Source organism: Methylobacterium nodulans ORS 2060 (assembly GCF_000022085.1).
Lineage (GTDB): Bacteria > Pseudomonadota > Alphaproteobacteria > Rhizobiales > Beijerinckiaceae > Methylobacterium > Methylobacterium nodulans.
The window spans coordinates 6,680,735-6,704,792 of sequence record NC_011894.1 but is presented as its reverse complement, the minus strand read 5'-3'; the positions used below and the strand labels follow the sequence as shown (position 1 = coordinate 6,704,792).

The following is a 24,058-nucleotide window of genomic DNA, read 5'->3' as shown; positions in this document are numbered from 1 at the left end:
TCACAATGTTTTCATCGACGCGGGGCCCGGCAACGGGCTTTAGGGCTGCAGCAGCTTGTGCAGGTGGACGATGAAGTAGCGGGTGAGCGCGCTGTCGACGGTCTGCTGGGCCTTGGCCTTCCAGGCCATGGCGGCGCTGGCGTAGTCGGGGAAGATGCCGACGATGTCGAGCTTGGACAGGTCCCGGAAGGTGATGCCCTCGAGGCTCGTGAGCTCGCCGCCGAAGACGAGGTGGAGGAGCTGGGTCGGCTCGGAGGATTGCGACGGCTGGCTGCCTGTGGTGCTCATACGGTCGTCTCCCGCTGCCGGGCCGGGTCGAGGCCCGGCCCCGGGTTGCAAGCGGCGGGCCGGCCGTCAAGCCGGGAATCGCCCGCGCTGCACCAAAGACTCCGCGGATCGTGCGGTGCCGTGCCGGTCGATGCCCCTCTCCCGCGCGGGCGGGGACCTGCCCCGGGGACGGGCACGGCCTTGCCGAAGGCGCCGCCGGGTCCGCAAATTCTCAAAGACCTGGTGCGGCATCCGTTCCGCCGTGAACGGCTTCTGCACTAGCGGCTCGGGAGCTGTGCCTTCGCCCGGTTCAGGGCCTGCATGCAGCCGGCCTCGTCGCCCTTCCCGGCGAGGTCGCGCGCCCGGTTGAGGCTCGCGCGCGCCTCCATGGCCGCGCTGCCGGTGCCGGCCTCCGCAGCCGCCCTCGCCTCGCCCGAGCCGGGTTCCGGTCCCTTCGGCAGGGTGGAGGGCGGAACGTTCCTGGCCTGGGCCGCCTCGCCCTGCGCCTCGCGCCGGCTCGACACCTCCTTGCTCGCCGTCGAGGTCGAGATCACGTCCCGGGTCTGCTCGGAGAGCCGCGGCTCGAAGGCGGCGATCTCCTGCTCGCAGGAGGCGGCCGCGGCCGGCAGGGCGGCGAGCGCCCAGAGGAGGCCGGCGGCGAGGGGCAGGCGTGAGGTCATCGAGCGCGCTCCGAATGGCGGATGCCCGCTCAACCCGGGGATGCCGAGGCAGTTCCGACCGCCGCAGGGCCGTCGGCCGATCGCGGATTGCCTCGTCCGAAATCTGCTTGATGGCTTCGGCATGCGGATGTCGGCTTCGCTCAGGCGGACGGTTCTCCGCCCCTTTCCGCTCCCTCTTTACTTTCCCGGACGACTGCAGCGCCAGCGGAAGGAGATCCGGGAACCAGCACGGTGAGCTGCCGCGAAGCGGCTCCGGTTGCCTCCAGCGTGGCCGACAACGAGCCGATCCTCGATCGCCTCCGGACGCGTCAGCAGACAACAAGAGAAAAGAGAAAGGCCGCCCTGCTGGTGCAGGGCGGCCGGTCTTACGCGGTCCCGACGATCAGGCGCTGAGCTTGTCGCGCAGCGGCAATTGCCGGATGCGCCGGCCGGTGGCCGCGAAGACCGCGTTGACGATGGCCGGCGCCACGGGCGGAACGCCCGGCTCGCCGACGCCGCCGAGCGGCCGGCCGTAATCGGTTCCCGGCAGCAGATGGACGTCGATCACCTTCGGGGCCGCATCGATGCGGGTCAGCTCGTAGGTGTCGTAGTTGTCCTGCACCGCCCGGCCGTTCTTGAAGGTGATCTCGGCCGTGAGCGCGAGGCCCATGCCCATCACCACCGCGCCTTCGAGCTGGGCGCGGATGCGCTCCGGGTTCACCTGCGGCCCGCAATCGATGGCGATGTCGACCCGGTGCACGGTGATCTCGCCCTTCGGCCCGACCTCCACCTCGGCGGCAGCGGCCGTGTAGGTGACGAAGCTGTAATGGCCGGCGATCCCGAGCCCCCGGCCTTGTCCGACCTTGCGGCCCCAGCCGATGCCGTTCGCCGCCGCCTCGATCACCCGGCGCAGGCGGCCGGTGTCGATGGGATAGCGCGACGGATCCTCGCCGTAGTTCCAGGCATCGCCGATCTTGACCGGATCGATGATCCGGGGCGGGCCGATCAGGTCGAGCAGGTAGTCCTTCGGGTCGCGGCCGGCCGCATGGGCGAGTTCCGCCACGAAGGACTGGATCGCGAAGGCATGCGGGATGTTCGACACCGACCGGAACCAGCCGATGCGCACATGCGCCTCGGCGCTCGGGTTCTCCATCCGCATGTTCGGGATGGCGAAGGGCGTGTTGACGAGCCCCATGCCGAGTTCGACCGGGATCTCGTTCTCGGCACCATCCACGAAGATCGAGCCGATGGTCGGGGCGACGCTGCGGTGCAGCCACGCCACCGGCATGCCCTTCTGGTCGAGGCCCGCCTCCAGGTGCTCCACCGAGACCGTGTGGTAGTAGCCGTGGTGGAGGTCGTCCTCGCGGGTCCAGGTCAGCTTCACGGGCGCGCCGTCCATGGCCTTGGAGCAGAGCGCCGCCTCGACCGCGTAGTCGGGCTTGGACTTGCGCCCGAAGCCGCCGCCGAGCAGCGTCACGTTCACCGTGACCTTGTCGGCGCCGATGCCGAGGCGCTTGGCGATGCGGTCGCGGGTCGCCTGCGGCGCCTGGGTGCAGGCCCAGGCCTCGACCTGCCCGTCCTTGATCCGCACGGTGGCGGCCGGCGGCTCCATCGGGGCCTGGACGAGGTGGGGGATGTAGTACTCGGCCGTGACGCGCTTGGCCGCGCTCTTCATGGCCGCATCGACGTCGCCCTCCTGGCGCACGACCTTGCCGGGCTTGCGGGAGGCCTCCTCCAGCTGCGCCCGGTAGGCGTCCGAATCGTAAGCGGCGTGCGGGCCGTCGTCCCAGGTGATCGCGAGGGCCTCGCGGCCCTTGATCGCCGCCCAGGTGTTCTTCGCGATGACCGCGACGCCGCCCAGCGGCTGGAACTCCACCGGCGGGGCCGGCGGGTCGATCGGCACCACCTTGACCACGCCCGGCACCTTCAGGGCGGCCTCGGCGTCGAAGGACTTCACCTTGCCGCGGAAGACCGGCGGGCGGGCGACCACCGCGTACAGCATGCCGTCGAGGCGGGTGTCGAGGCCGTACCACGCCTTGCCGGTGGTGATGTCGTGGTTGTCGATGAGGCCGATCCGCCCCTTGCCGATGTAGCGGAAGGCGGCCGGGTCCTTCAGGCGGACCGCATCGCCCTTCGGCACCGGAAGCTTCGCAGCAGCGGCAGCCATCTCGCCGTAGCCCGCCTGCTTCGCCGACTTGGCGTGACGCAGGACATGGTTCTCGGCCGTCACCTCTGCGGCGGGCACGCCCCATTGCTGGGCCGCCGCCTGGATCAGCATCTGGCGGGCCGCCGCGCCGACCCGGCGCATCGGCACGAAATAGTGGCGCAGCGAGCGCGAGCCGTCCGTGTCCTGGTTGCCGAACCGCGCCTCGTCGCCCGGGGCCTGGGCGACCTTGACCTTGGCCCAGTCGGCGTCGAGCTCGTCGGCGACCACGAGGGCGATCGAGGTGCGCACCCCCTGCCCCATCTCGGAGCGGTGGCAGGTCACCGTCACGGTGCCGTCGGGCGCGATGGCGACGAACAGGGTCGGGTCGTCGCGCCAGCCATGCGGCATGGCGTCGGCGCCGAACGCCTTCGGCTCGTCCGCGGCCCGGACCGGGCTGCGCAGCGAGAGGGCGAGCACCAGGGCGCCCGCGCCGCCGATGAGCGCGCGGCGGCTGACATTGCTGAGCGCGGAGCCGGGCTCCGCCCGGGTGACGAGATCGGAATCCTGGATCACAGGCGCTCTCCCTGGCTGGCCTTCGGGGTCACGCCGGCCGCCTGCTTGATGGCGGCGCGGATGCGCGGATAGGTGCCGCAGCGGCAGAGATTGCCGCTCATGGCCTGGTCGATATCCGCATCGCTGGGCTGGGGCGTGTCCTTGAGGAGGGAGGCCGCCTGCATGATCTGCCCGGTCTGGCAGTAGCCGCACTGCGCCACGTTGAGGTCGCGCCACGCCACCTGCAGCGGGTGGTTGCCGTCGGGGGACAGTCCCTCGATGGTCACGACCGGCTGCCCCTCCGCCGCCGAGACCGGGGTCTGGCAGGCGCGCACGGCGGTGCCGCCGACATGGATGGTGCAGGCCCCGCAGGCCGCGATGCCGCAGCCGAACTTGGTGCCGGTCAGCCCCAGCTCGTCGCGCAGGTACCAGAGGAGCGGCATGTCGGGATCCCCGTCATAGGCCCGCTCCGCACCGTTCACGGTGAGTTTGATCATCATCGCCCTCCGGCTGTCGGGTGAGCGGCGCACCCCGCGGACACGCTTCCGGTCGCGGTGCGCGGCTGTCCTCGATCACAACGGTTCCAATCTGGCGGTCCTAAGCCGGGCCCTCCGGGGCCCGCAACTGCGCCGGGCGCGACCCCGGTCTGCACCGCCTGCGGGAACGAATCCCGTCGCCGCAAGATCTGGGTCGGGCGCGCGGTTCGGGAAGGGCTTTTCGGAGAAATCGGACCGATTCGCCCGCGAGACCGGGCCGGCCTTGGCCGTTTCTGCAGCGGAGCAGAGCGTTTACGGCCGATTCGGCTCTGCTGACGTCATCCCGACGACAGGCGCGCCGGCGGGGAGAGGAAGCCCCGCGGATGGGCCGGCGGGAACGGAGACCGCCGCGCCCGCGGCTCCGCGCTCATCAGTCGAACAGCGAGCCCTGCCGGGCCGGCCCCGCGGGCCCGCGCTTCGCCGCGGCGCGGCGGGGCGGGGCGCCCTCGACCACCGCTGCCACCTTGCCGTCCTGGAACTCGACCGTGATGCGGCCGGCGGCGCGCGCGGCCTCGGCCTCGGCCAGGGGGCGGCCCTCCGCATCGAGGACGAGGGCATAGCCGCGCGCCAGCACCGCCCGGTAGTTCAGGCTGTCGAACAGGGCGGCGGCGCCCGCGAAGCGGCTGCGGCGCCGCTCCAGGTCGCGGTCCTGCGCCTGCGCGAGGCGCTGGGCGAGGCCGTTCAGGCGCTCGCTCCGCACCGCGACGAGGCGTTCCAGCGCGTGGCGCGGCCGGTGGTCGATGGCCGCAAAGCGCTCGCGGGCGCGGGCGAGGCGCAGGGCCGGCGGGTGGCGGGCAAGGGCCTGGAGCAGGCGCGCGAGGCGCCGCTGCGCGGTCCGCGCGCCCTCGGCCAGCGCCGGGCGCAGCCGCGCCTCCGCGAGGTCGAGGCGCTGGCGCTTGACCGCGAGCAGCGCCTCCGGGCTCGGGATGACGCGCGCGAGCCCCCTGAGGTCGCTGCGCCGCCGCTCGATGGATCGCGCCAGCGCCGCCGCGTGGCGCCGCGCCAGACCGTCGAGATCCGCCAGGAGGTCGAGGCGCACCGGCACCGCCATCTCGGCGGCGCCGGTCGGGGTCGGGGCGCGGCGGTCGGCGGCGTGGTCGATCAGCGTCACGTCGGTCTCGTGGCCGACCGCGGAGATCAGCGGGATCGCGCTCTCGGCCGCGGCCCGGACCACGATCTCCTCGTTGAAGCTCCACAGATCCTCGATCGAGCCGCCGCCGCGGGCGACGATCAGCACGTCCGGCCGCGGGATCGGGCCGTCGGGAGCGAGCGCGCTGAAGCCCCGGATTGCCGCCGCCACCTCCTCGGCCGAGCCCTCCCCCTGTACCCGCACGGGCCAGACCAGGACGGGGCGCGGGAAGCGGTCCTCCAGCCGGTGGAGGATGTCGCGGATCACCGCGCCGGTCGGCGAGGTGACGACGCCCACCACCCGCGGCAGGTAGGGAAGCGGGCGCTTGCGGGCGGCGTCGAACAGGCCCTCGGCGGCGAGAAGCCGGCGGCGCTCCTCCAGGAGCGCCATCCAGGCGCCGGCGCCCGCGGGCTCCAGCGCCTCGATGATGATCTGATAGGCGGACTTGCCCGGGAAGGTGGTGATCCGCCCGGTGGCGACGACCTCCAGTCCCTCCTTCGGGCGGTGGCGCAGCCGGGCAAGCGTGCCCTTCCAGATCACCGCGTCGATCTTGGCGCCGCCGTCCTTGAGCGAGAAATAGGCGTGGCCCGAGCTGTGCGGGCCGCGATAGCCCGAGATCTCGCCCCGCAGCCGCACATGCCCGAACGCGTCCTCGAGCGTGCGCTTGAGCGCCGCGGCGAGCTCCGTGACCGACCATTCGGGCGCGTTGGCCGGCGCGGCGACGGCGAGGGACGCAGGAAGAGGCGAAGCGGACATGCCCGCGAGGCTAGCCGCATGCCCCGCCCCGCGGAAGGCCGGCCGGGGCGCCGCCTGTCGACGGCCCCCGGCCCGTGTCATGCGCGCATCAGGGCGATGCGGTACGCGAGGGGGGGTTCGGAGCGGTTTATGCCCCCTCGAACCGCCCGCTCGCATGAGCGAGCATCGTGTAGACCTTGCCGGTCTCGGAGGTCAGGTAGGCGTTCGCCCGGCGCGGATCCTTGTCGGCGCGGGACACCTCGCCGAGCAGGCGCTCGAATTCCCGCACATAGCGGTCGACGGTGCGCTGGAACTCCGGCTCGGCCTGGTAGCGGCGGCGGATCTCGTCGAAGGTCTGCTGGCCCTGCGCCGTGTAGAGATCGCGGGTGAACAGGTTCGACTCGCCCTGCCGGTAACGCTCCCAGAGGGTCACGGCGGCCTGATGATCAATCATCCGGGCGATGTTGCCGGAGATCGAGTCGATCGTGCCGAGCCCTTCGTCCGCGCCGCGCTTGGGGCCGCCCGCCTCGGCCGGAGCCTCGTCCTGCGAGGCGCGGCTGAGGAGGTCGGACAGCCAGCCGGTGCCGCCGGGCTTCGCCCTGCCCGCCGGGGCGGCCGGCGCGGGCGCAGCGGGGGCGGGCCGCATCGCGGGCCCCCGCGCCGCCGGGGTCGCAGCCGGAGCCGGCCGCGCGGGCGCCGGAGCGGCGGGCCGCCCGGCCTCGGCCACGCGCGACGCCTCCGCCGACCGGATCTCGGCCGACCGGATCTCGGCCGTCTTGGGCGCCGCCACGTCGACGGCGCGGCCGGACCGGGCGACCAGGGCCGAGAGCTCGTTGAGGGCCTTGATCTGGTCGGCCACCACCCGGCGCATCTCGCTCGTCGCGTCCTGCGTCTCCTGCGGGATCGCGGTCACGCCCTGCTGGAGGTCGGTCCGGATCTCGTCGAGGGTCCGGCGGATGTCGGCGGCCATGCCGCGCAGGGACTCGACCGTGCCCTGGAACCGGGTCGCGGCCTCGCCGAAGGCGCCCTGGAGCTCGCCCGAGGCGCCCTCGACCACCTTGCGCACGGCCTCGGCCGCCTGGGTGCCCTGCGCGTCCGCGCTGCCGCGCAGCCGCTCGAACGCCTCGGCCAGTGCTTCGCCGGCCGAGCGCGCACTCTCCGCCAGGGCCGAGCTCAGGGCCTGCGTGCGCGCTTCGACGCCGCGGAGCGTCTCCTCGACGCGCCCGCCGAGGCCCTCGGTCGAGGCCGTGAGCGCCGTGGCCCGCTCGTCGATGCGCGCGAGCAGCCCGTCGATCGCCGCCTGCCGCTCCGTCAGGGCGGCGGCCATGCGGCCCTCGACCCCTTCGAGCTGGCCCGCGGCCTCGGTCAGGGTCGCGAGGTGCTGGCGGGTGGACTCGCCCAGGGCCTTGCCGCGGGCGTCCAGGGCGGCGGCGAGGCTCGATGCCTGCCGCAGCGCCCCGGTCGCCGCGTCCTGCAGCGCCGCGACCCGGCCCGAGACGTGCTCGGAGGCCCGGCCCGTCTCCTCGGCGATCTCGGCGAGCGCCCCCTGGATCTGCTGGACCCGGCCCGCGAGCCCGTCCTCGATCGCGATCAGGTTGTCGCCCGCGCTGCCGATGAGTTCCTGCAGGCCGAGGCAGGCGCTCTCGACCCGCCCGAGCAGGGCGCCGAGGTCACCGCCGAGCCGCGCATTGACCTGCGTGAGGGCCTCCACCGCTCGGGCCGCCCCCTGGTCGGCCGCCGCGTCGAGGGAGGCGGCGGCGCGGGACACGGCCTCGGCGAGCTCCTGGCTGCGCCGGTGCAGGGTGTCGAGCACGGCGCCGACCCCCTGCTCCAGACTCTGCCCCAGGGCCTCTGAGCGTTCGCCCAGCGCCGAGACGAGGGCGGTGCCGGGACCGTCCACCAGGGCGCGCAGGGCGGCGACCTGCTGGTCGAGGCCGCCGACCACCGTGGCCCCGCTCGCCTCCAGGCTGGCGACGAGGGCGGTGCCGCGCGCGTCGATCGCCTCCTGCAGGGCGCGGGCGCTGTCCTCGAGGGTGCGGCCGAGGGCCTGCCCGCGGCCGTCGACGATCTCGGCGAGCGCCCCCACCCGCTCGTCGAGGCTGCGGGAGAGCGCCGCCCCCGGCCCGTCGAGGGCCTGGACGAGCTCCCGCGCGGTCTCGGCGAGGCTGCGGGAGAGCGTCGCGCTGCGCTGGTCGATGAGGGCGGCGAGCGCCGCCGCCCGGCGGTCGAAGCCGCTGGCGAGGCTGGCATTGCGCTCGTCGAGGGCCGCCTCGAGCGCTGCGCTCCGCTCGTCGAGGGCCTGGGTGAGCGCCGCCGTGCGGGCATCCACCAGGGCCGCGTAAGCGTCGCTGCGGTCGTCGAAGGCGTCGGCGAGCGCCTCGCCCCGGGCCGCGACCAGGGCCGCGAAGGCGCGCATGCGGCCGTCGATCCGCGCCGTGAAGGCGGCGCTGCGCTCGTCCACCGCCCCCGACAGGGCCTCGCTGCGCTCCTGCAGCAGCGCCGCGAGCGCCTGGGCCCGGGTCTCGACGGTCTCGGCGAAGGCGTCCGCCCCCGCCGCGACGGTGCCGTCGAGCGCGGCGATCTGCGCCTGCAGCCGCGCCGCGAGTGCCTCGCCGCGCTCGTCGAGCACGCGCCGGAACTCCTCGGTCCGGCCCTCGACGAGGCCCGCAAAAGCGGCATCGCGCTCGGCCATCGCCTCCGAGAACGCGGCGATGCGGGCCTGCAGCGTCGAGCCCAGCGCCCCGCTGCGGCTCTCGATCAGCCCGAGGAACTCCGCGGCGCGTCCGTCGAACAGGGAGACCAGGGCCTGCGTGCCCTGCTCCACCGCCTCCGACAGGGCGGCGACGCGCTCCTGCAGCGCCCGCGCGGCGGCGTCGCCCGCGCCCATTGCCTCGGTGAGCGCCTGCCCGCCCCGCTCCAGGGTGCCGGAGAGGGACTGCATCCGCTCGTCGAGGACGGAGGCGAGCGTCGTCGTGCGGGCGTGCATCTCGCGGGCGAGCGCCGTCTGGCGGGCGTCCAGCAGGGCGGCGATCGCCCGCTCGTTCTCCTCCAGCACCTCCCGCAGACCCGCCCCCCCGTCGAGGAGCTGCGCGAGGGCCGCGCGGCGCTCCTCCACGAGGCCGGAGAAGGCCTGGGCGCCCCGCTCGACCGCCGTGCCGAGGTCGTCGATGCGCGCCTGCAGGCTCTGGCCGAGAGACACGACGCGGTCGTCGACCGCGCGTGCGAAAGCCTCGGCGCGGCCGTCCACCAGGGCTGCGAGGGCGTTCGCCCGGGTCTCGACCGTTTCGGCGAAGGCCGCCCCCCGGCGCTCCACCAGGAGATCCAGGGCGGCGATGCGCCGGTCGAACAGGGTGGCGAGGTCGCGGGTGCGCTCGTCCACCGCCCCGGTCAGGTCGCCGACCTGCGCCTCCAGCTGCCGCACCAAGCCCTGACCCCGCTCGTCGAGGACGCTGCCGAGCGCGCCCGCCTGCCCGTCGAGGAGGCCGCGCATCGCCGCGGCGCGCTGATCGAGGATGTCGTGGAGAGCCCGGATGCGCTCGTCGAGGCTGGCGCGCAGGATCTCGGCCTGCCCGTCGAGCAGGGCGTGGATCATCGCGGCCTGCTCGTCCACGAGGCTGCCCAGCCGTTTCAGCCGGTCCTCGAAGGCGTGGTCGACGCTCGCGCCGCGCTCGGTGAACAGCTCGGCGAGCGCGGCCGTGCGGGCCACGACGCCCTCCTGCAGGCGGGTCCCGCCGGCCTCGAGGGTGCGGTCGGCCTCGGCCACCGCCTCCTGGAGGCGCCCGACGATGGTCTCGCCCCGGCGCTCCAGCAGCTCGGCGAGCGAGGCGCCGCCGCGGTCGAACAGCCGGGCAAGCTCCGTCACCCGCTGGCCGAGGGTCCCGAACATCGCCCGGCCGCGCTCGTCGAGCTCGGCCGCCATGGCGGCGGTGCGCTCCTCCACGAGGCGGTTCAGCATCTCGGCCCGGCCCTCGAAGGCCGCACGGATCGCCTCCGCATGGCCGGCGAGGTCGCGGCTCGCGGTCCCGCTCTGGGTCTCGACGAAGCTGACGAGCTCGCGGGTGCGGGCGGAGAGTTCTTCGTCGATGGCGCGGGTGCGCGTCTCGATCTGGCGCAGGATCTCCTGGGCCTGGCCGCCGAACGTGTCCTCGATGAGCCGGCTGCGCTCATCGAGGGCCGCGGCCACGCCATCGAGGCGCCGCAGCACGCGCTCGTCGAAGCGGCTGGCGCCCGCATCCATGCGTTCGGTCAGCTCCTCGGTGCGGCGGCCAAGCTCGCTGCCGATCTCGCCCGCCCGTGCCAGCAGCGCGTCGCTCATCGCCTGGCTCTGGGCCGTGATCGCCCGCACGAGCTCGTCGGCGCGGGCGTCGAGCGCCTGGGCGACCTCGCGCCCGCCCTCCGCCATGGCCCGGGCGATCTCGCCGGCCCGGACGATCAGCGCCTCGTTGAGCGCGGTGGCGCGGGCCCCGAGATGCTTGTCGACATGCCCGACGAGCGTATCGAAATTCGCGCTGATCTCGGCGCTGCGCCGGGCGGAGCGCTCCTCCAGGGCGCCGAGCTGGGTCTCGACGACATCGCGCGCCTCGCGGGTGCGCTCCGCGATGCTCTCGGCCACCGCCCGGCCCTGCACCGTGATGACGCGATCCATCTCCTCCAGGCGCGTCGCCACCGTCTGCGAGAACTCGCCCGTGTCGCGGGCGATGCGGTCGGCCAGGATGTCGCCCCGGGCGATGAGGTCCTGGAGGGCGGCGAGGCGGTTCGTCAGCGCCTCGTCGATGGCCTTCCCGCTCGTCTCGGCGGTGCTGGCCAGCGTCTCGCCGGTGCGCAGCAGCGCGTCGTTGACGCGTGCGCCCTGGCTGGTGACGGCGAGCACGATGTCGCGGCCGACTCCGGCGAGCCGGGTCTGCGTCTCGTCGGCATGCCGACCGATCAGGGAGACGAGCTCGCGGCCGTGACCGTCGAAGGCCGTCTCGACCTCGCCGATCCGCGTCGAGAGCACGCTTCCCACCTCCTCCGCCGAGCGGGCGATCGCCGCCGCCGCCTCCCGGGCCCGCTCCGCCAGAGCCTCGGCCGAGCGACGCAGAGCCTCGTCGGCCTCCGTCGTGCGCGCCGCGACGCGGCTGCCGGCCTCGTCCGCCGCGCCGACCAGGGCGGCCGTCGCCGCCGTCACGCGGGCATCGAGCCCGCCGGTCGCCGCCTCGGCGGCTCCGGACACCGCCGCGGCGAGCGCCTCCGCCCGGGACACGACCGCGTCGAGGGCGTGGCGCAGGGATTCGTCCGCCTCGGCCGTGTGGGCCATGACGCGGCCCTCGGCCTCCGCGGCCGCCTGCAGGAAGGCCTCCGCCACGCCCACGAGCCGCGCATCGACCGCGCCGGTCGCCGTTTCGGTCGAGCGGGTGATCGCCGCTGCCACATCCTCGGCCCGCTCCGCCAGGGCTTCGACCGAGCCGCGCAGGGCCTCGTCCGCCTCCGCCGCACGCGCGCCGACGCGGCCCTCGACCTCCTCGGCCGCCCGCAGGAAGGACTCTGCAAGACCCACAAGCCGCGCGTCGACCATGCCCGTGGCGGAATCCGCCGAGCGGGCTATCACCGCCGCTACGTCCTCGGCCCGCTCCGCCAGCGCTGCGACCGAGCGGCGCAGGGCCTCGTCCGTCGCGGCCGCGCGCGCACCGAGGTGACCCTCGACCTCCTCGGCCGCTCGCAGGAAGGACTCTGCGAGGCCCGCAAGCCGCGCGTCGACCGTGCCCGTGGCGGAATCCGCCGAGCGGGTAATCGTCACCGCCACGTCCTCGGCCCGCTCCGCCAAGGCTTCGACCGAGCGGCGCAGGGCTTCGTCGGCCTCCGCCGTGCGCGCGGTCAGGCGCGCCCCGACCTCGTCCGCCGCGCCGAGCAGCGCAGTGGTGGCTGCGGCCATGCGGCCGTCGAGGCTGCCCGTCGCGGCCTCGACCGCCTGCACGAAGGCCGAGGCGACGCTGCCGATGCGCGCATCGACCGTCCCGGTCGCCATCTCGGCCGAGCGGGCGATCGCGACCGCGGCATCCCGCGCCCGCAGGACGACGAACTCCACCGCCTCGCGCAGGGCGGTATCGGTCTCGGTCATCTGGGCGCCGATGCGGCCGCGCGCCTCCTCGGCCGCCTGCGAGAAGGTCGAGGCGACGCTGCCGATGCGTGCATCGACCGCGCCAGTCGCCGTCTCGGCCGACCGGGCGATCGCCGCCGCCACGTCCTCGGCGCGCTCGGCCAGCGCTGCGACCGAGCGGCGCAGGGCCTCGTCCGCCTCGCCCGTGCGGCTGTCGATCCGCGCGCAGGCCTCCTCGGCGGCCTGCAGGAAGGTCGTCGCGACGCCGGCCGTGCGGGCATCGAGGGCGCCCGTCGCGGTCTCGGTCGCGCGGACCACCGCGCTCGCCGCGGCCTCGATGCGCTCCAGGGCCTCGCGCATCTGCGCGCCGGTCTCGTCGATCCGGGCGTGGAGCAGGCGGGTGCCCTCCTGGGCGGCGCCGAGCAGGCGGGCCGCCGCGGCGCCGCTCGTGGTGCCGAAGGCGGAGGCAAGGTCCTCGGCGCTCTGGCGGACGATCTCGACGCTCTCGGCCGTGCGGGCGCCGACCGCCTCCGTGGCGGCCTCGGCCGTGCGGCGCAGCATCTCCGCCACCTCGGCGGCGCGGGCGCCGATCTCGGCCGTGGCGGATTCGGCGGCCTGGCGGAACAGGTCGGACGCCTCCGTGGTGCGGCTGCCGAGCTCCGTGCTGGTCGTCTCCAGGGTGCGGCGGAAGACCTGCGCGGCCTCGACCGTGCGGGTGCCGAGCGCTCCGCTGGCGGCCAAGGCCGCACGCCGCATCGTCTCGGCAGCCTCGGCCGCCCGGGCCTCGATCTCGCCGGATGTGGTGGCGAGCGCGCTGCGGAAAGCCTCGACCGCATCGGCGCCCGAGAGGGCGGCGGCCTGCGCGCCATCCTCCGCGGCGCGCCGGAAGGCTGCGACCGCCTCCGCCGTGCTCGCCCCGACCGTCTCGGCCGTTCCGCTGCCCGCCGCCCGGATCGCGTCCGCAGCCTCGGCGGTGCGCGCGCCCACCGCCTCCGTGGCGGCCTCGGCGGCGTGCCGGAAGGACTCGGCGGCCTCGGCCGCGCGGGCATCGATCTCGCGCGCGACCTCGGCGGCCGCCTGCCGCAGGGCGGCGATCGCCGCACCGGTGCGGCCGTCGAGCGCGTTCTGCAGGGTGTCGGATGCGGTCGCGAAGGCGGCGGTCGCCGTCGCCGTGCGCTCGGCCATCAGGCCCGCCACCCGCTCGCCGGTCTCGGCGAGGCCGCGCTCCAGAGCGCCGCCATGGACGACCAGCGCCTCCTCGACCCGGCCGATCGTCTCGTCGAGCCGGCCGGACAGGTCGGCGGCGCGCACGCCGATGGCCTGGGCGGCCTCCTCGACGAGGGCGGAGACCTCCTCGCGCAGCCGCGCCGCGCGGGTCGCGAAGGCATCGAGCACGCCGTCGCTCGCCTGGCTAAGCGCCCCCTCGGTGGCGCGGGCCCGCGCCTCCAGCGTCTCGACCACGCGGGCGCCCGCCCCCTCGATCTCCTCGCGCAGGGCCGTCGAGCGGTCGGTGATATGGGCGGCGAGCGCGTTGCCGGAGGCGGCGAAGCGCTGCGTGATGGTGTCGCCCGTCTCGGCGAAGCGCTCGGTGAGGTCGGAGCCGCGGGCGAGCAGGCGCTCCTCCAGCGCGGCCGCCGAACGCTCGAAGGTCTCGCGGACCTGGGCGCTCTCGCGGTTGAGCGTCTCGATCACGCCGGCGCCGGTCTGGCCGAGGACGCGGGCGACCTCGCCCGCACTGTCGGAGAGGGCCGTGGTGAGGAGGCCGCTCGTGTGCCCGATCGCCCGCGTGACCTCGTCGGTCCGCGCCTGCAGGGTCGCCGCCAGGGCGTCGCCGGCCTCGCCGAGGCCGGTCCTGATGCCCTCACCCGTGGCGGCGAGGCGCTGGAGGAGCCCGTCGCCCTCGCCGGAAACGGCCTGCGCCACCCGCTCGCCGGTCTCGGCGAGGGCCGTGGTGATCTCCTCGCCCTTGCGCCCGAGCGCCGTGGTGATCTCCTCACCGCGGCTGCCCAGGGAGGCGGTGACGCGCTCGCCGACCCCGTCGACGGCGGCGACGATCCGGGTCGCCGCGGTATCGAGTTCCTGGGTCAGGTTCTGGTGCGAGCCCTGGATCGCGCCGCGCACGCGCTCGGCATTGGCGACGATGGATTCGCGCTGGGCGACGAGCTCGTCGACGAGGGCGCGGATGCGGATCTCGTTGTCCGAATAGGCCCGCTCCAGGGTCGAGATCTCGCCGCGCACCAGGGTCTCGAGCTCGCCCGCGCGGGCGAGCGCCCGCTCGACGCCGTCGCCCACCGCCGCCACCTCGCGGCGGACGGCCTGCGACATCGTCAGCACGGCATCGGTCGAGAACGCCTCCGGCTCGGCGAGGCGGATCGCCACATCCCCAACCGCGCGGGCGACGAGGCGCATCTCCTGGGCCCGCACGGCCAGCATGGCGGCGATGAAGAACAGCAGCACGGGCGCCAGCACGGCCGCGGCGCCGACCGCCCCCTGGAGCCCCGAGAGGCCGGCGAGGAAGCCCCGGATGTCGCCGTTCGCTTGGGCCCAGGCGAGGCCCGCGAAGCCCGCAAGCCAGATCGCGGCGGCGAGGAAGGCCAGGAGATAGGGGGTGCGCGAGGGCTGCACGCGCAGGCTCTGGCGCATGGCGCCGATGCCGCGGCGGTCGTCATTGGCCACGAGGGAGCGGTCGGGCGGCAGCAGGCCGCCCTCGCGGCGGGCCTCGCGCTCCAGCTCCGGCATCACGCTGCCGTCGAAGGCGGGCTCGCCGGAGCGGCCGTTCGGACGGTGCGGGGTGGAGAGCGGGTCGGCGTCCTCGACATCGGGCAGGCGGGGCTCCACCCGGCTGCCCTCGGCGGACGGCGTCTGGTCCAGGTTCAAGGCCTGCTCAATCGCCGACAGCGCCGCTTCCGTCGGGTCCTTGAGCTTCTTTTCGGTTGCCATCGAACGCCTCGTTACGCCGTGAACGCCGGCGACGGATCCCGCGGGCGCTCGCCGCCCCCAGGGTGTCCCGCCCGCCCCCGGACCTGCCGGCCGGGACGCGAGGCCCCGCCATTTACCAATCGGACCTTAGACGCAAGGAGTACCAGCCCGATACCCGATCCGGTCGAACCGGTCCAAAAACCTTAACCGAATGGTTACCATAAGCGTGGCGGTTCGCGTTGTCCCGGGCTATCCCACGGGCGCGCAAGGATTCCCGCCGGCGGCGGGGATCGGCGCGGCATGGGAATCGCGCTGTGGATAGTCCGTGAGGATTACGGAGCCCGCGCCATGGACGCCCCCGAGATTCTTCTCGACCGCGCGCATCTTGCGCGCGAGACTTTTGGCGACACGGATCTCGCCCGCGAGGTGCTGACCCTGTTCCGCAGCCAGTGCGAGCGGTTTGGCCCCGCCCTGGCGGAGGCCGCACGGCCTGCCCGTGAGCGGGCCGACCTCGCCCACACGCTCAAGGGCTCGGCGGCCGGGGTAGGGGCGCGGCGCGTCGGCGCACTCGCGGCAGAGCTGGAGCGGGTTCTGCGCCGGGAGGACGAGGCCGCCGCCGCAGCCCTGCTGCCGCGCCTCGCGGCGGCCCTGCGCGAGACCCTGGCGGCGTTCTGACCCGCGTCGGGACGCCGCGGCGCAGTCCGCCCCCTGCGGCAACGGTGCCGCCGCGCGCGGGACCGGGTGGCGAACGGCGCGCTTGCATTCCGTCCCCCGTCCCGCCAATCAGGCGCTGCCGCGGGGCCGCAGACGGTCCGCGCGGCAGGAGGCTCGGAGCGCGCGATGGTCCAGATCACCTACGTCGATGCCGCAGGCACGCCCCGCACCGTCGAGGGCGCGGTCGGCTCGACCGTGATGGAGACCGCGATCCGCAACAACGTGCCGGGCATCGACGCCGAGTGCGGCGGCGCCTGCGCCTGCGCCACCTGCCACGTCTACGTGGATCCGGAATGGGCGGAGGCGGTGGGGCCCGCCGAGCCGATGGAGCAGGACATGCTCGACTTCGCCTCGGACGTGCGCCCGAACTCGCGCCTCTCCTGCCAGATCCGCCTCAAGCCGGAGCTCGATGGGCTCACGGTGACGACCCCGACCCGGCAGGGCTGACCGGTCGGTCTCCGAACCGGGTCGTCCGGACGGTATCAGGTCGCCACCGGCCGGGCCGCCCCTGAGGGATGAAACCGGCCGAATGAGTGCTCCCGCCCGTGGCAGCCGCCCAGGTCAGGTTCGATTTAGCGCACCAGCTCCCGCATCGCCCCGTCGATCCCCTCCAGGGTGAGGGGGAACATCCGGCCAGAGAAGATCTGCCGGATCATCGCGATCGACTGGGTGTAGGGCCAATGCGCCTCGGGCACCGGGTTGAGCCAGACCGCCTTCGGGAAATGGTCGAGGATGCGGGCGAGCCAGACCTGCCCCGCCTCCTCGTTCCAGTGCTCGACCGAGCCGCCCGGCATGGCGATCTCGTAGGGCGACATCGATGCGTCGCCGACGAAGACCACCCGGTAGTCGGACGGGTAGGTGCGGATCACGTCGAGGAGCGGCGTGCGCTCCGCATGGCGCCGCCGGTTCTCGGTCCACACCGTCTCGTAGGGGCAGTTGTGGAAGTAGAAATGCGCGAAGTGCTTGAACTCGGAGCGCGCCGCCGAGAACAGCTCCTCGGCCAGCTCCACGTGCCAGTCCATCGAGCCGCCGACATCGAGGAAGAGCAGCACCTTCACGGCGTTGCGGCGCTCGGGCCGCAGGCGCAGGTCGAGATAGCCGGATTTCGCCGTCTCCCGGATGGTGCCGTCGAGGTCGAGCTCCTCCGCCGCCCCCGTGCGGGCGAAGCGGCGCAGGCGGCGCAGGGCGAGCCGCATGGTGCGCGTGCCGAGCTCCTCCGATCCGTCCAGGTCCTTGAAGCTGCGCTGGTCCCAGACCTTCACGGCCCGGAAGTTGCGGTTGCCGTCCTGGCCGAGGCGGATGCCCTCCGGGTTGTAGCCGTAGGCGCCGAAGGGCGAGGTGCCGGCCGTGCCGATCCATTTCGAGCCGCCCTGGTGGCGGCCCTTCTGCTCGGCGAGCCGGGCCTTGAGGGTCTCGAACAGCTTGTCCCAGCCGAGCGCCTCGAGCTGACGCTTCTCCTCCTCGGACAGGTACTTCTCGGCGAGCTTGCGCAGCCATTCCTCGGGGATGGCCCGCGGCTCGACGGCCTCGCCGAGGGACTCGATACCCTTGAAGACCTGCCCGAAGACCCGGTCGAACTTGTCGAGGTTGCGCTCGTCCTTCACCAGCGCGGCCCGCGACAGGTAGTAGAAGTCCTCGACCCGCTGGCCCGCGAGGTCGCGGTCGAGGGCGTCGAGCAGGGTCAGGTACTCGCGCAGCGTGACCGGGACCTTGGCGGCGCGCAGCTCGGTGAAGAAGGTCAGCAGCATGCGCGATCAACGCGCCAGGCGGGCCGCGAGGTCAAGCCCCGCTCGGGCGCGCGAGGGGCCGGGCGGGATGCCGCGGGCGCGTCTCGCGGGCGAGGTTCCAGACGATGCCGCCGACGATCAGCCCCGCGCCGACGAACAGCCAGGGATCGAGGGGCTCGCCGTAGAGCTGCCAGCCGATCAGCGCGATGAGCGGCAGGCGCAGGAAGTCGAGGGGCACCACCAGGATCGCGTCGCCGCGCCGGTAGGCGCTGGTCAGGCACCAATGAGAGGAGAGGCCGGCGAGGCAGACCACCGCGAGCGCGATGCCGTGATGAAGGGCATCGAAGGCGGCGGCCGGGGCGGCGGGGAAGAGCCGGGCCGCCGCGAGGTTCATCGGCAGCTGCATGGCATTCATCCAGAACAGGATGGCGAGCGTGCTGTCGCTGCGCGTGAGCGCCTTGGTGGCGATGGCGGTGAGCGCGAAGGCGAGCGCGGCGCCGAGCACGAGCAGGCTCGCCGGCTGGAGCGCCGCGAAGCCCGGCCGCAGGATCGCCAGCACGCCGAGGAAGCCGAGCCCGACCGCGCCCGCGCGGCTGACGGTCAGCCGCTCGCGCAGGATCAGCACGGCGAGCAGCGTCACCCAGGCGGGCGTGGTGAATTCGAGCGCGAACACGACCCCGAGCGGCAGGAGCGTGACGCCGGCCGACCATGCGTAGTTGCCGGACCAATGGGCGGTGTTGCGCAGGAGGTGGAGCGGCAGCCGCGAGGGGGCGAGCGACCGGCCGCGGGCGAGGGCGACGAGCCCGACGATGACGACGCCCGCAGCCGCCCGCGCGCCCAGTATGTCGAACAGGCCGAGCGCGGGCGCGAGTTCGCGCACCGCGAGCGCGGTCGCCGAGAAGGACAGGAGCGCGCCCGCCATCCAGAGGACGACAGCGGCGAGGTCGGGGATCGGCCGCACCGTCAGGGCCAGCGCACCGTCGGCGGCATGGAGGAGAGGATCGAGTCGACGTTGCCGCCGGTCTTGAGCCCGAAGATGGTGCCGCGGTCGTAGAGCAGGTTGAACTCGACGTAGCGCCCGCGCTGCACCTGCTGCTCGTGCCGGTCGGCCTCGGTCCAGGGCGTGGCGAGGTTGCGCCGGACGATCTCCGGATAGACCGACAGGAACGCCTCGCCCACCTCGCGGGTGAGCGCGAGGTCTGCCTGCGGGTCGCCGGTCCAGTGGTAGTCGTAGAAGATGCCGCCGACGCCGCGCGGCTCGTTGCGGTGCTTGAGGTGGAAGTACTCGTCGCACCACGCCTTGTAGCGGGCGTAGTCGGCGCCCGGATGCCGCTCGCAGGCGGCCTTCAGCGCCGCATGGAACGCGACCGTGTCGGGATCGTCCTGGCGCCGCCGCCGGTCGAGCACCGGGGTGAGGTCGGCCCCTCCCCCGAACCACGCCTTCGTCGTCACGACGAAGCGGGTGTTCATGTGCACGGTCGGGACGTTGGGGTTCCAGGGATGCGCGATCAGCGAGATGCCGGTCGCGAAGAAGCGCGGATCCTCCGCGGCGCCCGGGATCTGGATGCGGAACTCGGGCGCGAACTCCCCGTGCACGGCCGAAACGTGCACGCCTGCCTTCTCGAACACCCGGCCCCGCAGCATCGCCATGATGCCCCCGCCGCCGGGCGCGCCCGAATGATCGGTGCGCTCCCAGGGCGTGCGCACGAAGCGCCCCGGCGCCGTGGCTTCCGGATCAAATGGGCCGGTGGCCTCCGCCTCCAGGGCCTCGAAGGCCGCGCAGATGCGGTCGCGCAGGCCTGAGAACCACCGGGTCGCCTCCTGCTTGAGGCCGTCGATGTCGAGGGACGCGTCGATGCTCATGCGGCGGGTCATCCCATACCGGCGGGCCGCGGCCAAGAGGTCGGAAGGAGGAGGTCGGAAGGAACAGGCCGGAAGGAACAGGCCAGAGGGCTTCGGGGGCCTGAGTCGGGCGCCGGGTTGAGATCGGCGCGTTCGATCGCCTACACGGGCCGGAGACAGCCTTCTCACGGACGGGCCATGCGCACCGACACCCTCACGATCCTGCTGATCGGCTCCGGCGGCCGCGAGCACGCGCTCGCCTGGAAGCTCGCGCAGAGTCCGGCCTGCCAGCGCCTCCTCGTCGCGCCCGGCAATCCCGGCACGGCGGCCCACGGCACCAACCATCCCGATCTCGACGTGGCCGATGCCGCCGCTGTGGTGGCCTTCTGCCGCCGGGAGGGCGTGGATTTCGTGGTGGTCGGGCCGGAGGCGCCGCTGGTGGCGGGCCTCGTCGACGCCCTCGCGGCAGCTGGCATCCCGGCCTTCGGGCCGACGGCCGCGGCGGCGCAGCTCGAGGGCTCGAAAGGCTTCACGAAGGAACTCTGCGCCGAGTTCGGCATCCCGACCGCCGGTTTCGCGCGCTTCTCCGCGGCCGAGCCGGCCCTCGCCTATCTGCGGGCGCGGGGCGCGCCGATCGTCGTCAAGGCGGACGGGCTCGCCGCCGGCAAGGGCGTCGTCGTGGCCGAGACGCTGCCGGAGGCCGAGGCCGCGGTCGCGAGCCTGCTCGCCGCCCCCGGCGCTGAGGTGGTGATCGAGGAGTATCTGGCGGGCGAGGAGGCGAGCTTCTTCGCGCTGTGCGACGGGACCCGGGCGGTGGCCTTCGGCACGGCGCAGGACCACAAGCGCGTCCATGACGGCGACCGGGGGCCGAATACCGGCGGCATGGGCGCCTACTCGCCCGCCCCGATCCTCACCCCGGCCCTCGAGGCGGAGGTGATGAAGCGGATCATCCAGCCGACCCTCGACGGCTTGCGGGCGCGCGGCACGCCCTTCCGGGGCATCCTCTATGCGGGGCTGATGCTCACGCCCGAGGGCCCCAAGCTCATCGAGTACAACGTGCGCTTCGGCGATCCCGAGTGCCAGGTGCTGATGCCGCGGCTCGCGGGCGACCTCGTGCCGGCGCTTCTGGCGGCGAGCGCGGGCGACCTGTCGGGCGTCGCGCCCGCATGGTCGCCGCAGGCGGCGCTCACCGTGGTGATGGCCGCGCCCGGCTATCCGGGCCCGGTCGCCCGCGGCTCCGAGATCCGCGGCATCGGGGCCGCGGAGGGGGCGGGCGCCCTGGTGTTCCAGGCCGGCACCCGGCGCGAGGGCGAGCGGCTCCTGGCCGATGGCGGCCGGGTGCTCGCCGTGACGGCGACGGGGGCCGGCATCGCCGAGGCGCAGACCCGTGCCTACGCGGCCGTCGCGCGGATCGACTGGCCGGAGGGGTTCTTCCGGCGCGACATCGGCTGGCGGGCGGTGGGGCGCTAAGCAGGTTTCGGAAAAGTGCCTTGCGGTTTTCCGACAAAAACCTGCGACACATCAAAAACCTAAGCAGACTTGGCGGGGCACGCCTCGCCAAGTCTGCTTAGGCGGCTGACCCGCCCTACATCCCGGGGGCAACCCGACGCGGAACCGCCCCCATGCCCGCCGACCTCTTTCCCGGCTTCGAGTCCCACTGGATCGACCTGCCCGACGGGCGCTTCTTCGCCCGCAGCGGCGGCCCGGCGGAGGGGCCGCCGCTGCTGCTGCTCCACGGCTTCCCGCAGACGCATGCCTGCTGGCACCGAATCGCCCCGGCGCTCGCGCGCACGCACCGGGTCGTCTGCCTGGATCTCAAGGGCTATGGCTGGTCGGCGGCGCCGAAGGGCGACGCCGCCCATGCGGCCTATTCCAAGCGCCGGATGGGCGAGGAGGCGGTGGCCGTGATGGAACGGCTCGGCCATGCGCATTTCGCGGTCGTCGGCCACGACCGCGGCGCCCGGATCGGCTACCGGCTCGCCCTCGACCAGCCCGGCCGGGTGGCGCGGCTCGCCCTGCTCGATATCCTGCCGACCCTGGTGCAGTGGCGGCGCATCGAGGCGGATCCGGGCACCTACCCGCATTGGCGCTTCCTCGCCGAGCCGGCGCCTGCGCCCGAGACCGCGATCGGCCGCGACCCGGACGGGTATTTCGAGGGGCTGCTGCGCGCCTGGACGGGGGACGGGACCCTCGATGCCTTCGCGCGCCCCGCCCTCGACCTCTACCGCCAGAGCTGGTCGGTGCCCGCGCGCATCCACGCCGCCTGCGAGGATTACCGGGCGGGCGCGGGACCGGACCGGGCGGCGGACGAGGCCGATCTCGCCGCTTGCCGCACCCTCGCCTGCCCGGCGCTCGTCCTCGCCGGCAGCGGCTTCGTGGGCCGCAACGGCATCGACGCGGTGCTCCAGGCCTGGCGGGAGACCTTCGCGCCGAAGGCCGAGGGCGCGGCGATCGCCTCGGGGCATTTCCTCGCGGAGGAGAACCCGGCGGAGACGCTGAGGGCGCTGGAGCGGTTCCTGACCGGGTAGCTCCGGCCTATGAGCCCTTGTATGGTAATCAAGTCCATCGCAGAAACTGACAAACCGAAACAAGCGGTCAAGCAATTGATCGTCAGGCGATGAGGGATCGTTACGACAGAGCAAAAGAATATGCATTCCCGCCCGGCAGAGCACCAGAAACAATAGTGGCGTTGCAAGATGCTTTGCCGTTTCATATCGCATCGATTGCGCGGTCGAGAGGATAGGCTGCTCCTCTGCGATTGGCATCCCACTGAACAGAGGCCATCATGATCACGCATATTCGGGCTGCAATGCCGTCGGACGCCAAGGCTTGCGGCCACATCCTCTACCACGCCTTTGAACATATCGCGGGCAGCCATGGCTTCCCGCCCGATTTTCCATCGATCGAACCCGCGCTCGGACTGGCCGAGGCCCTGATCTCCAACCCGTCGGTTTTCGGCGTCGTCGCTGAAGTGGACGGGCAAGTGGTCGGTTCCAACTTTCTGTCGGAGGGAGATACCATTCGCGGTGTTGGCCCGATTACCGTCGACCCGAAAGCGCAGGGCTCAGGCATCGGGCGGCGGCTGATGCAGGCCGTGGTCGATCGTGCGAACGGAGCAGCGGGCATCCGACTCCTTCAGGATGCCTTCAACATGCGCTCGTACGCCCTCTATGCCTCGCTCGGCTTCGAAGTCCGCGAGCCAGTACTTGTGATGGCCGGAAGGCCGGCGGGAAGTCCACCAGCGGACCTTGTCGTCCGCCCCATGACAGAGCGGGACCTCGATGCGTGCGATGCACTCTGCACCAGGGTCCACGACATATCTCGCTACCATGAGCTTACAGAAGCGGTACGCCTTCTGGCGCCGCTGGTCGCGGAGCGGGATGGCCGCATAACGGCCTATATGACGGCTCCGAGTTTCTGGATCGCCAACCACGGTGTCGCGGAATCCGAGAATGACATGCAGGCGCTCATCCTGGGAGCAGCAACCACAGCCGCATCCGTGTCGTTCCTGCTGCCAACGCGGCAAAAGGCACTCCTGAGCTGGTGCCTGGATCAGGGCCTGAAGGCGGTCAAGCCGATGACGCTCATGACGATGGGCAAATACCGGGAACCAGATCGGCCCTATATGCCGTCCGTTTTCTACTGAGCCTATAGAGTGGCGGACGCTATGATGGAATCAGGACCACCACTCTATCTCTTTGTCTGAGCATCGGATTTTTCCCGAAACCGGTTCTCACTTTCGGGTCCGATGCTCTATTCCCGCCGCAGGGCCTCGATCGGGTCGAGCTGCGCCGCGCGCCGCGCTGGATAGAAGCCGAAGAACACGCCGACGAGGGTCAGGCCGCCCGCACCAGCCCGCGGGCCTTGTCCTCCGACACCTCGTCCGTATGGACCTCGAAGGCGGCGAGCTGCGCCTGCCCGAAGCTCGTGGTGAGCGCGACGTCGGTGGCGTCGCGCCCGCGGGCCATCAGGATGCGCCCGATGCGCGGCCGGTTGTGGCGGGCGTCGAACGTGTACCAGCGCCCGTCGAGATACGCCTCGAACCAGGCCGAGAAATCCATCGGGTCGGGCAAAGGCGGCACGCCGATGTCGCCGAGATAGCCGGTGCAGTAGCGGGCCGGGATGTTCATGCAGCGGCAGAAGGCGATCGCCAGATGGGCGAAGTCCCGGCAGACGCCGCGGCGCTGCTCGAAGGCCTCGAAGGCGCTGCGGGTCGCGTCCGCCTGCAGGTAGTCGAAGCGGATGTGCCGGTGGACGAAGTCGACGATCGCCTGCACCCGCGCCCAGCCCTCGGGCGTTGCGCCGAATTGCGCCCAGGCGAAGCTGCCGAGCTTGTCGGTGTCGCAATAGCGGCTGCCGAGGAGGTAGGGCAGCACGTCGTCGGGCAGGTCCGCCACGGGAAGCTGGCGGGCGTCCGGGGCCTGCAGGTCCGGCAGGCCGGAATCCCGCACAATCATATCCGCCGCCAGGCTGATCCGCCCCGCCGGCGCGAGGATGCGGGTGCAGACATTGCCGAAGCCGTCGCGGAACTGCCGGGCCGGGACCGGCGGATCGACGGTGATCGTCTCGGGCGTCAGCAGGTCGGCTGCGCGGGAGGGATGCAGGCTCAGCATCAACACCATCGGCGTCGGCGCGAGCGTGTCGAAGGCGATCGAATAGCCTGCCCTGATCTTCATCGGATCGTCACGGTCGTAAGGAAGCGCGAAGACGTAAGTCCTTAGCACCCCGGCATGTTCCGGCCGAGTTGGACGCTGTC

At 73.2% G+C, this 24,058-nt stretch carries 15 protein-coding genes; 5 read left to right on the top strand and 10 right to left on the bottom strand.

Going from position 1 to position 24,058, the window contains the following annotated elements:
- Positions 1-39: 39 nt before the first annotated feature.
- The 6 genes from MNOD_RS31190 to MNOD_RS31165 form a co-directional block, all read right to left on the bottom strand.
- Positions 40-288 (bottom strand): DUF4170 domain-containing protein, encoded by a 249-nt coding sequence (locus MNOD_RS31190; RefSeq protein WP_015932948.1) that lies wholly within the window; start codon positions 286-288, stop codon positions 40-42.
- Positions 289-545: 257 nt separating this feature from the next.
- Entirely contained in the window at positions 546-947 is a 402-nt protein-coding gene (locus MNOD_RS31185; RefSeq protein ID WP_015932947.1) for a hypothetical protein, read from the bottom strand.
- Between the two features lie 382 nt (positions 948-1,329).
- Complete coding sequence (locus MNOD_RS31180; protein ID WP_015932946.1) at positions 1,330-3,645, bottom strand: xanthine dehydrogenase family protein molybdopterin-binding subunit; 2,316 nt, start codon at positions 3,643-3,645, stop codon at positions 1,330-1,332.
- A complete protein-coding gene (locus MNOD_RS31175; protein WP_015932945.1) occupies positions 3,642-4,121 on the bottom strand; it encodes a (2Fe-2S)-binding protein in 480 nt (159 codons plus the stop codon). Before MNOD_RS31175 ends, MNOD_RS31180 begins: the two co-directional genes overlap by 4 nt.
- A 409-nt stretch (positions 4,122-4,530) precedes the next feature.
- Complete coding sequence (gene xseA / locus MNOD_RS31170; RefSeq protein WP_043749749.1) at positions 4,531-6,045, bottom strand: exodeoxyribonuclease VII large subunit; 1,515 nt, start codon at positions 6,043-6,045, stop codon at positions 4,531-4,533.
- 127 nt (positions 6,046-6,172) lie between these two features.
- Positions 6,173-15,040, bottom strand: a complete 8,868-nt coding sequence (locus tag MNOD_RS31165; protein WP_015932943.1) for an apolipoprotein A-IV repeat region-like domain-containing protein — start codon at positions 15,038-15,040, stop codon at positions 6,173-6,175.
- Between the two features lie 327 nt (positions 15,041-15,367).
- On the opposite strand from MNOD_RS31165, the gene MNOD_RS31160 reads away from it, so the two are divergent.
- Together MNOD_RS31160 and MNOD_RS31155 are read left to right on the top strand one after the other, a co-directional pair.
- Positions 15,368-15,694 (top strand): Hpt domain-containing protein, encoded by a 327-nt coding sequence (locus MNOD_RS31160; protein WP_043749746.1) that lies wholly within the window; start codon positions 15,368-15,370, stop codon positions 15,692-15,694.
- Positions 15,695-15,859: 165 nt separating this feature from the next.
- A complete protein-coding gene (locus MNOD_RS31155; RefSeq protein ID WP_015932941.1) occupies positions 15,860-16,180 on the top strand; it encodes a 2Fe-2S iron-sulfur cluster-binding protein in 321 nt (106 codons plus the stop codon).
- A 125-nt stretch (positions 16,181-16,305) separates the two neighbouring features.
- On the opposite strand, the gene MNOD_RS31150 is transcribed toward MNOD_RS31155, so the two are convergent.
- The 3 genes from MNOD_RS31150 to hemF are packed head-to-tail and all read right to left on the bottom strand — an operon-like array spanning position 16,306 to position 19,323.
- A complete protein-coding gene (locus MNOD_RS31150; RefSeq protein ID WP_015932940.1) occupies positions 16,306-17,481 on the bottom strand; it encodes a vWA domain-containing protein in 1,176 nt (391 codons plus the stop codon).
- A gap of 31 nt (positions 17,482-17,512) precedes the next feature.
- The gene (locus MNOD_RS31145; RefSeq protein WP_015932939.1) at positions 17,513-18,421 is read right to left on the bottom strand and encodes a DMT family transporter; all 909 of its coding nucleotides are present in this window, start codon (positions 18,419-18,421) and stop codon (positions 17,513-17,515) included.
- A 2-nt stretch (positions 18,422-18,423) separates the two neighbouring features.
- Positions 18,424-19,323 carry an oxygen-dependent coproporphyrinogen oxidase gene (hemF, locus tag MNOD_RS31140; protein WP_015932938.1) on the bottom strand — a complete coding sequence of 300 codons (900 nt, stop codon included), beginning with the start codon at positions 19,321-19,323 and terminating at the stop codon, positions 18,424-18,426.
- 177 nt (positions 19,324-19,500) lie between these two features.
- Between hemF and purD the strand changes: the two genes are divergently transcribed.
- The 3 genes from purD (at position 19,501) to MNOD_RS31125 (ending at position 22,948) form a co-directional block, all read left to right on the top strand.
- Positions 19,501-20,772 carry a phosphoribosylamine--glycine ligase gene (gene purD / locus MNOD_RS31135; RefSeq protein WP_015932937.1) on the top strand — a complete coding sequence of 424 codons (1,272 nt, stop codon included), beginning with the start codon at positions 19,501-19,503 and terminating at the stop codon, positions 20,770-20,772.
- 152 nt (positions 20,773-20,924) lie between these two features.
- Positions 20,925-21,830 carry an alpha/beta fold hydrolase gene (locus MNOD_RS31130; RefSeq protein WP_015932936.1) on the top strand — a complete coding sequence of 302 codons (906 nt, stop codon included), beginning with the start codon at positions 20,925-20,927 and terminating at the stop codon, positions 21,828-21,830.
- Between the two features lie 257 nt (positions 21,831-22,087).
- Complete coding sequence (locus MNOD_RS31125; protein ID WP_015932935.1) at positions 22,088-22,948, top strand: GNAT family N-acetyltransferase; 861 nt, start codon at positions 22,088-22,090, stop codon at positions 22,946-22,948.
- A gap of 190 nt (positions 22,949-23,138) precedes the next feature.
- Here MNOD_RS31125 and MNOD_RS31120 read toward each other — a convergent pair whose 3' ends face one another.
- The gene (locus tag MNOD_RS31120; protein WP_043749743.1) at positions 23,139-23,978 is read right to left on the bottom strand and encodes a transglutaminase-like domain-containing protein; all 840 of its coding nucleotides are present in this window, start codon (positions 23,976-23,978) and stop codon (positions 23,139-23,141) included.
- Between the last annotated feature and the right edge of the window lie 80 nt (positions 23,979-24,058).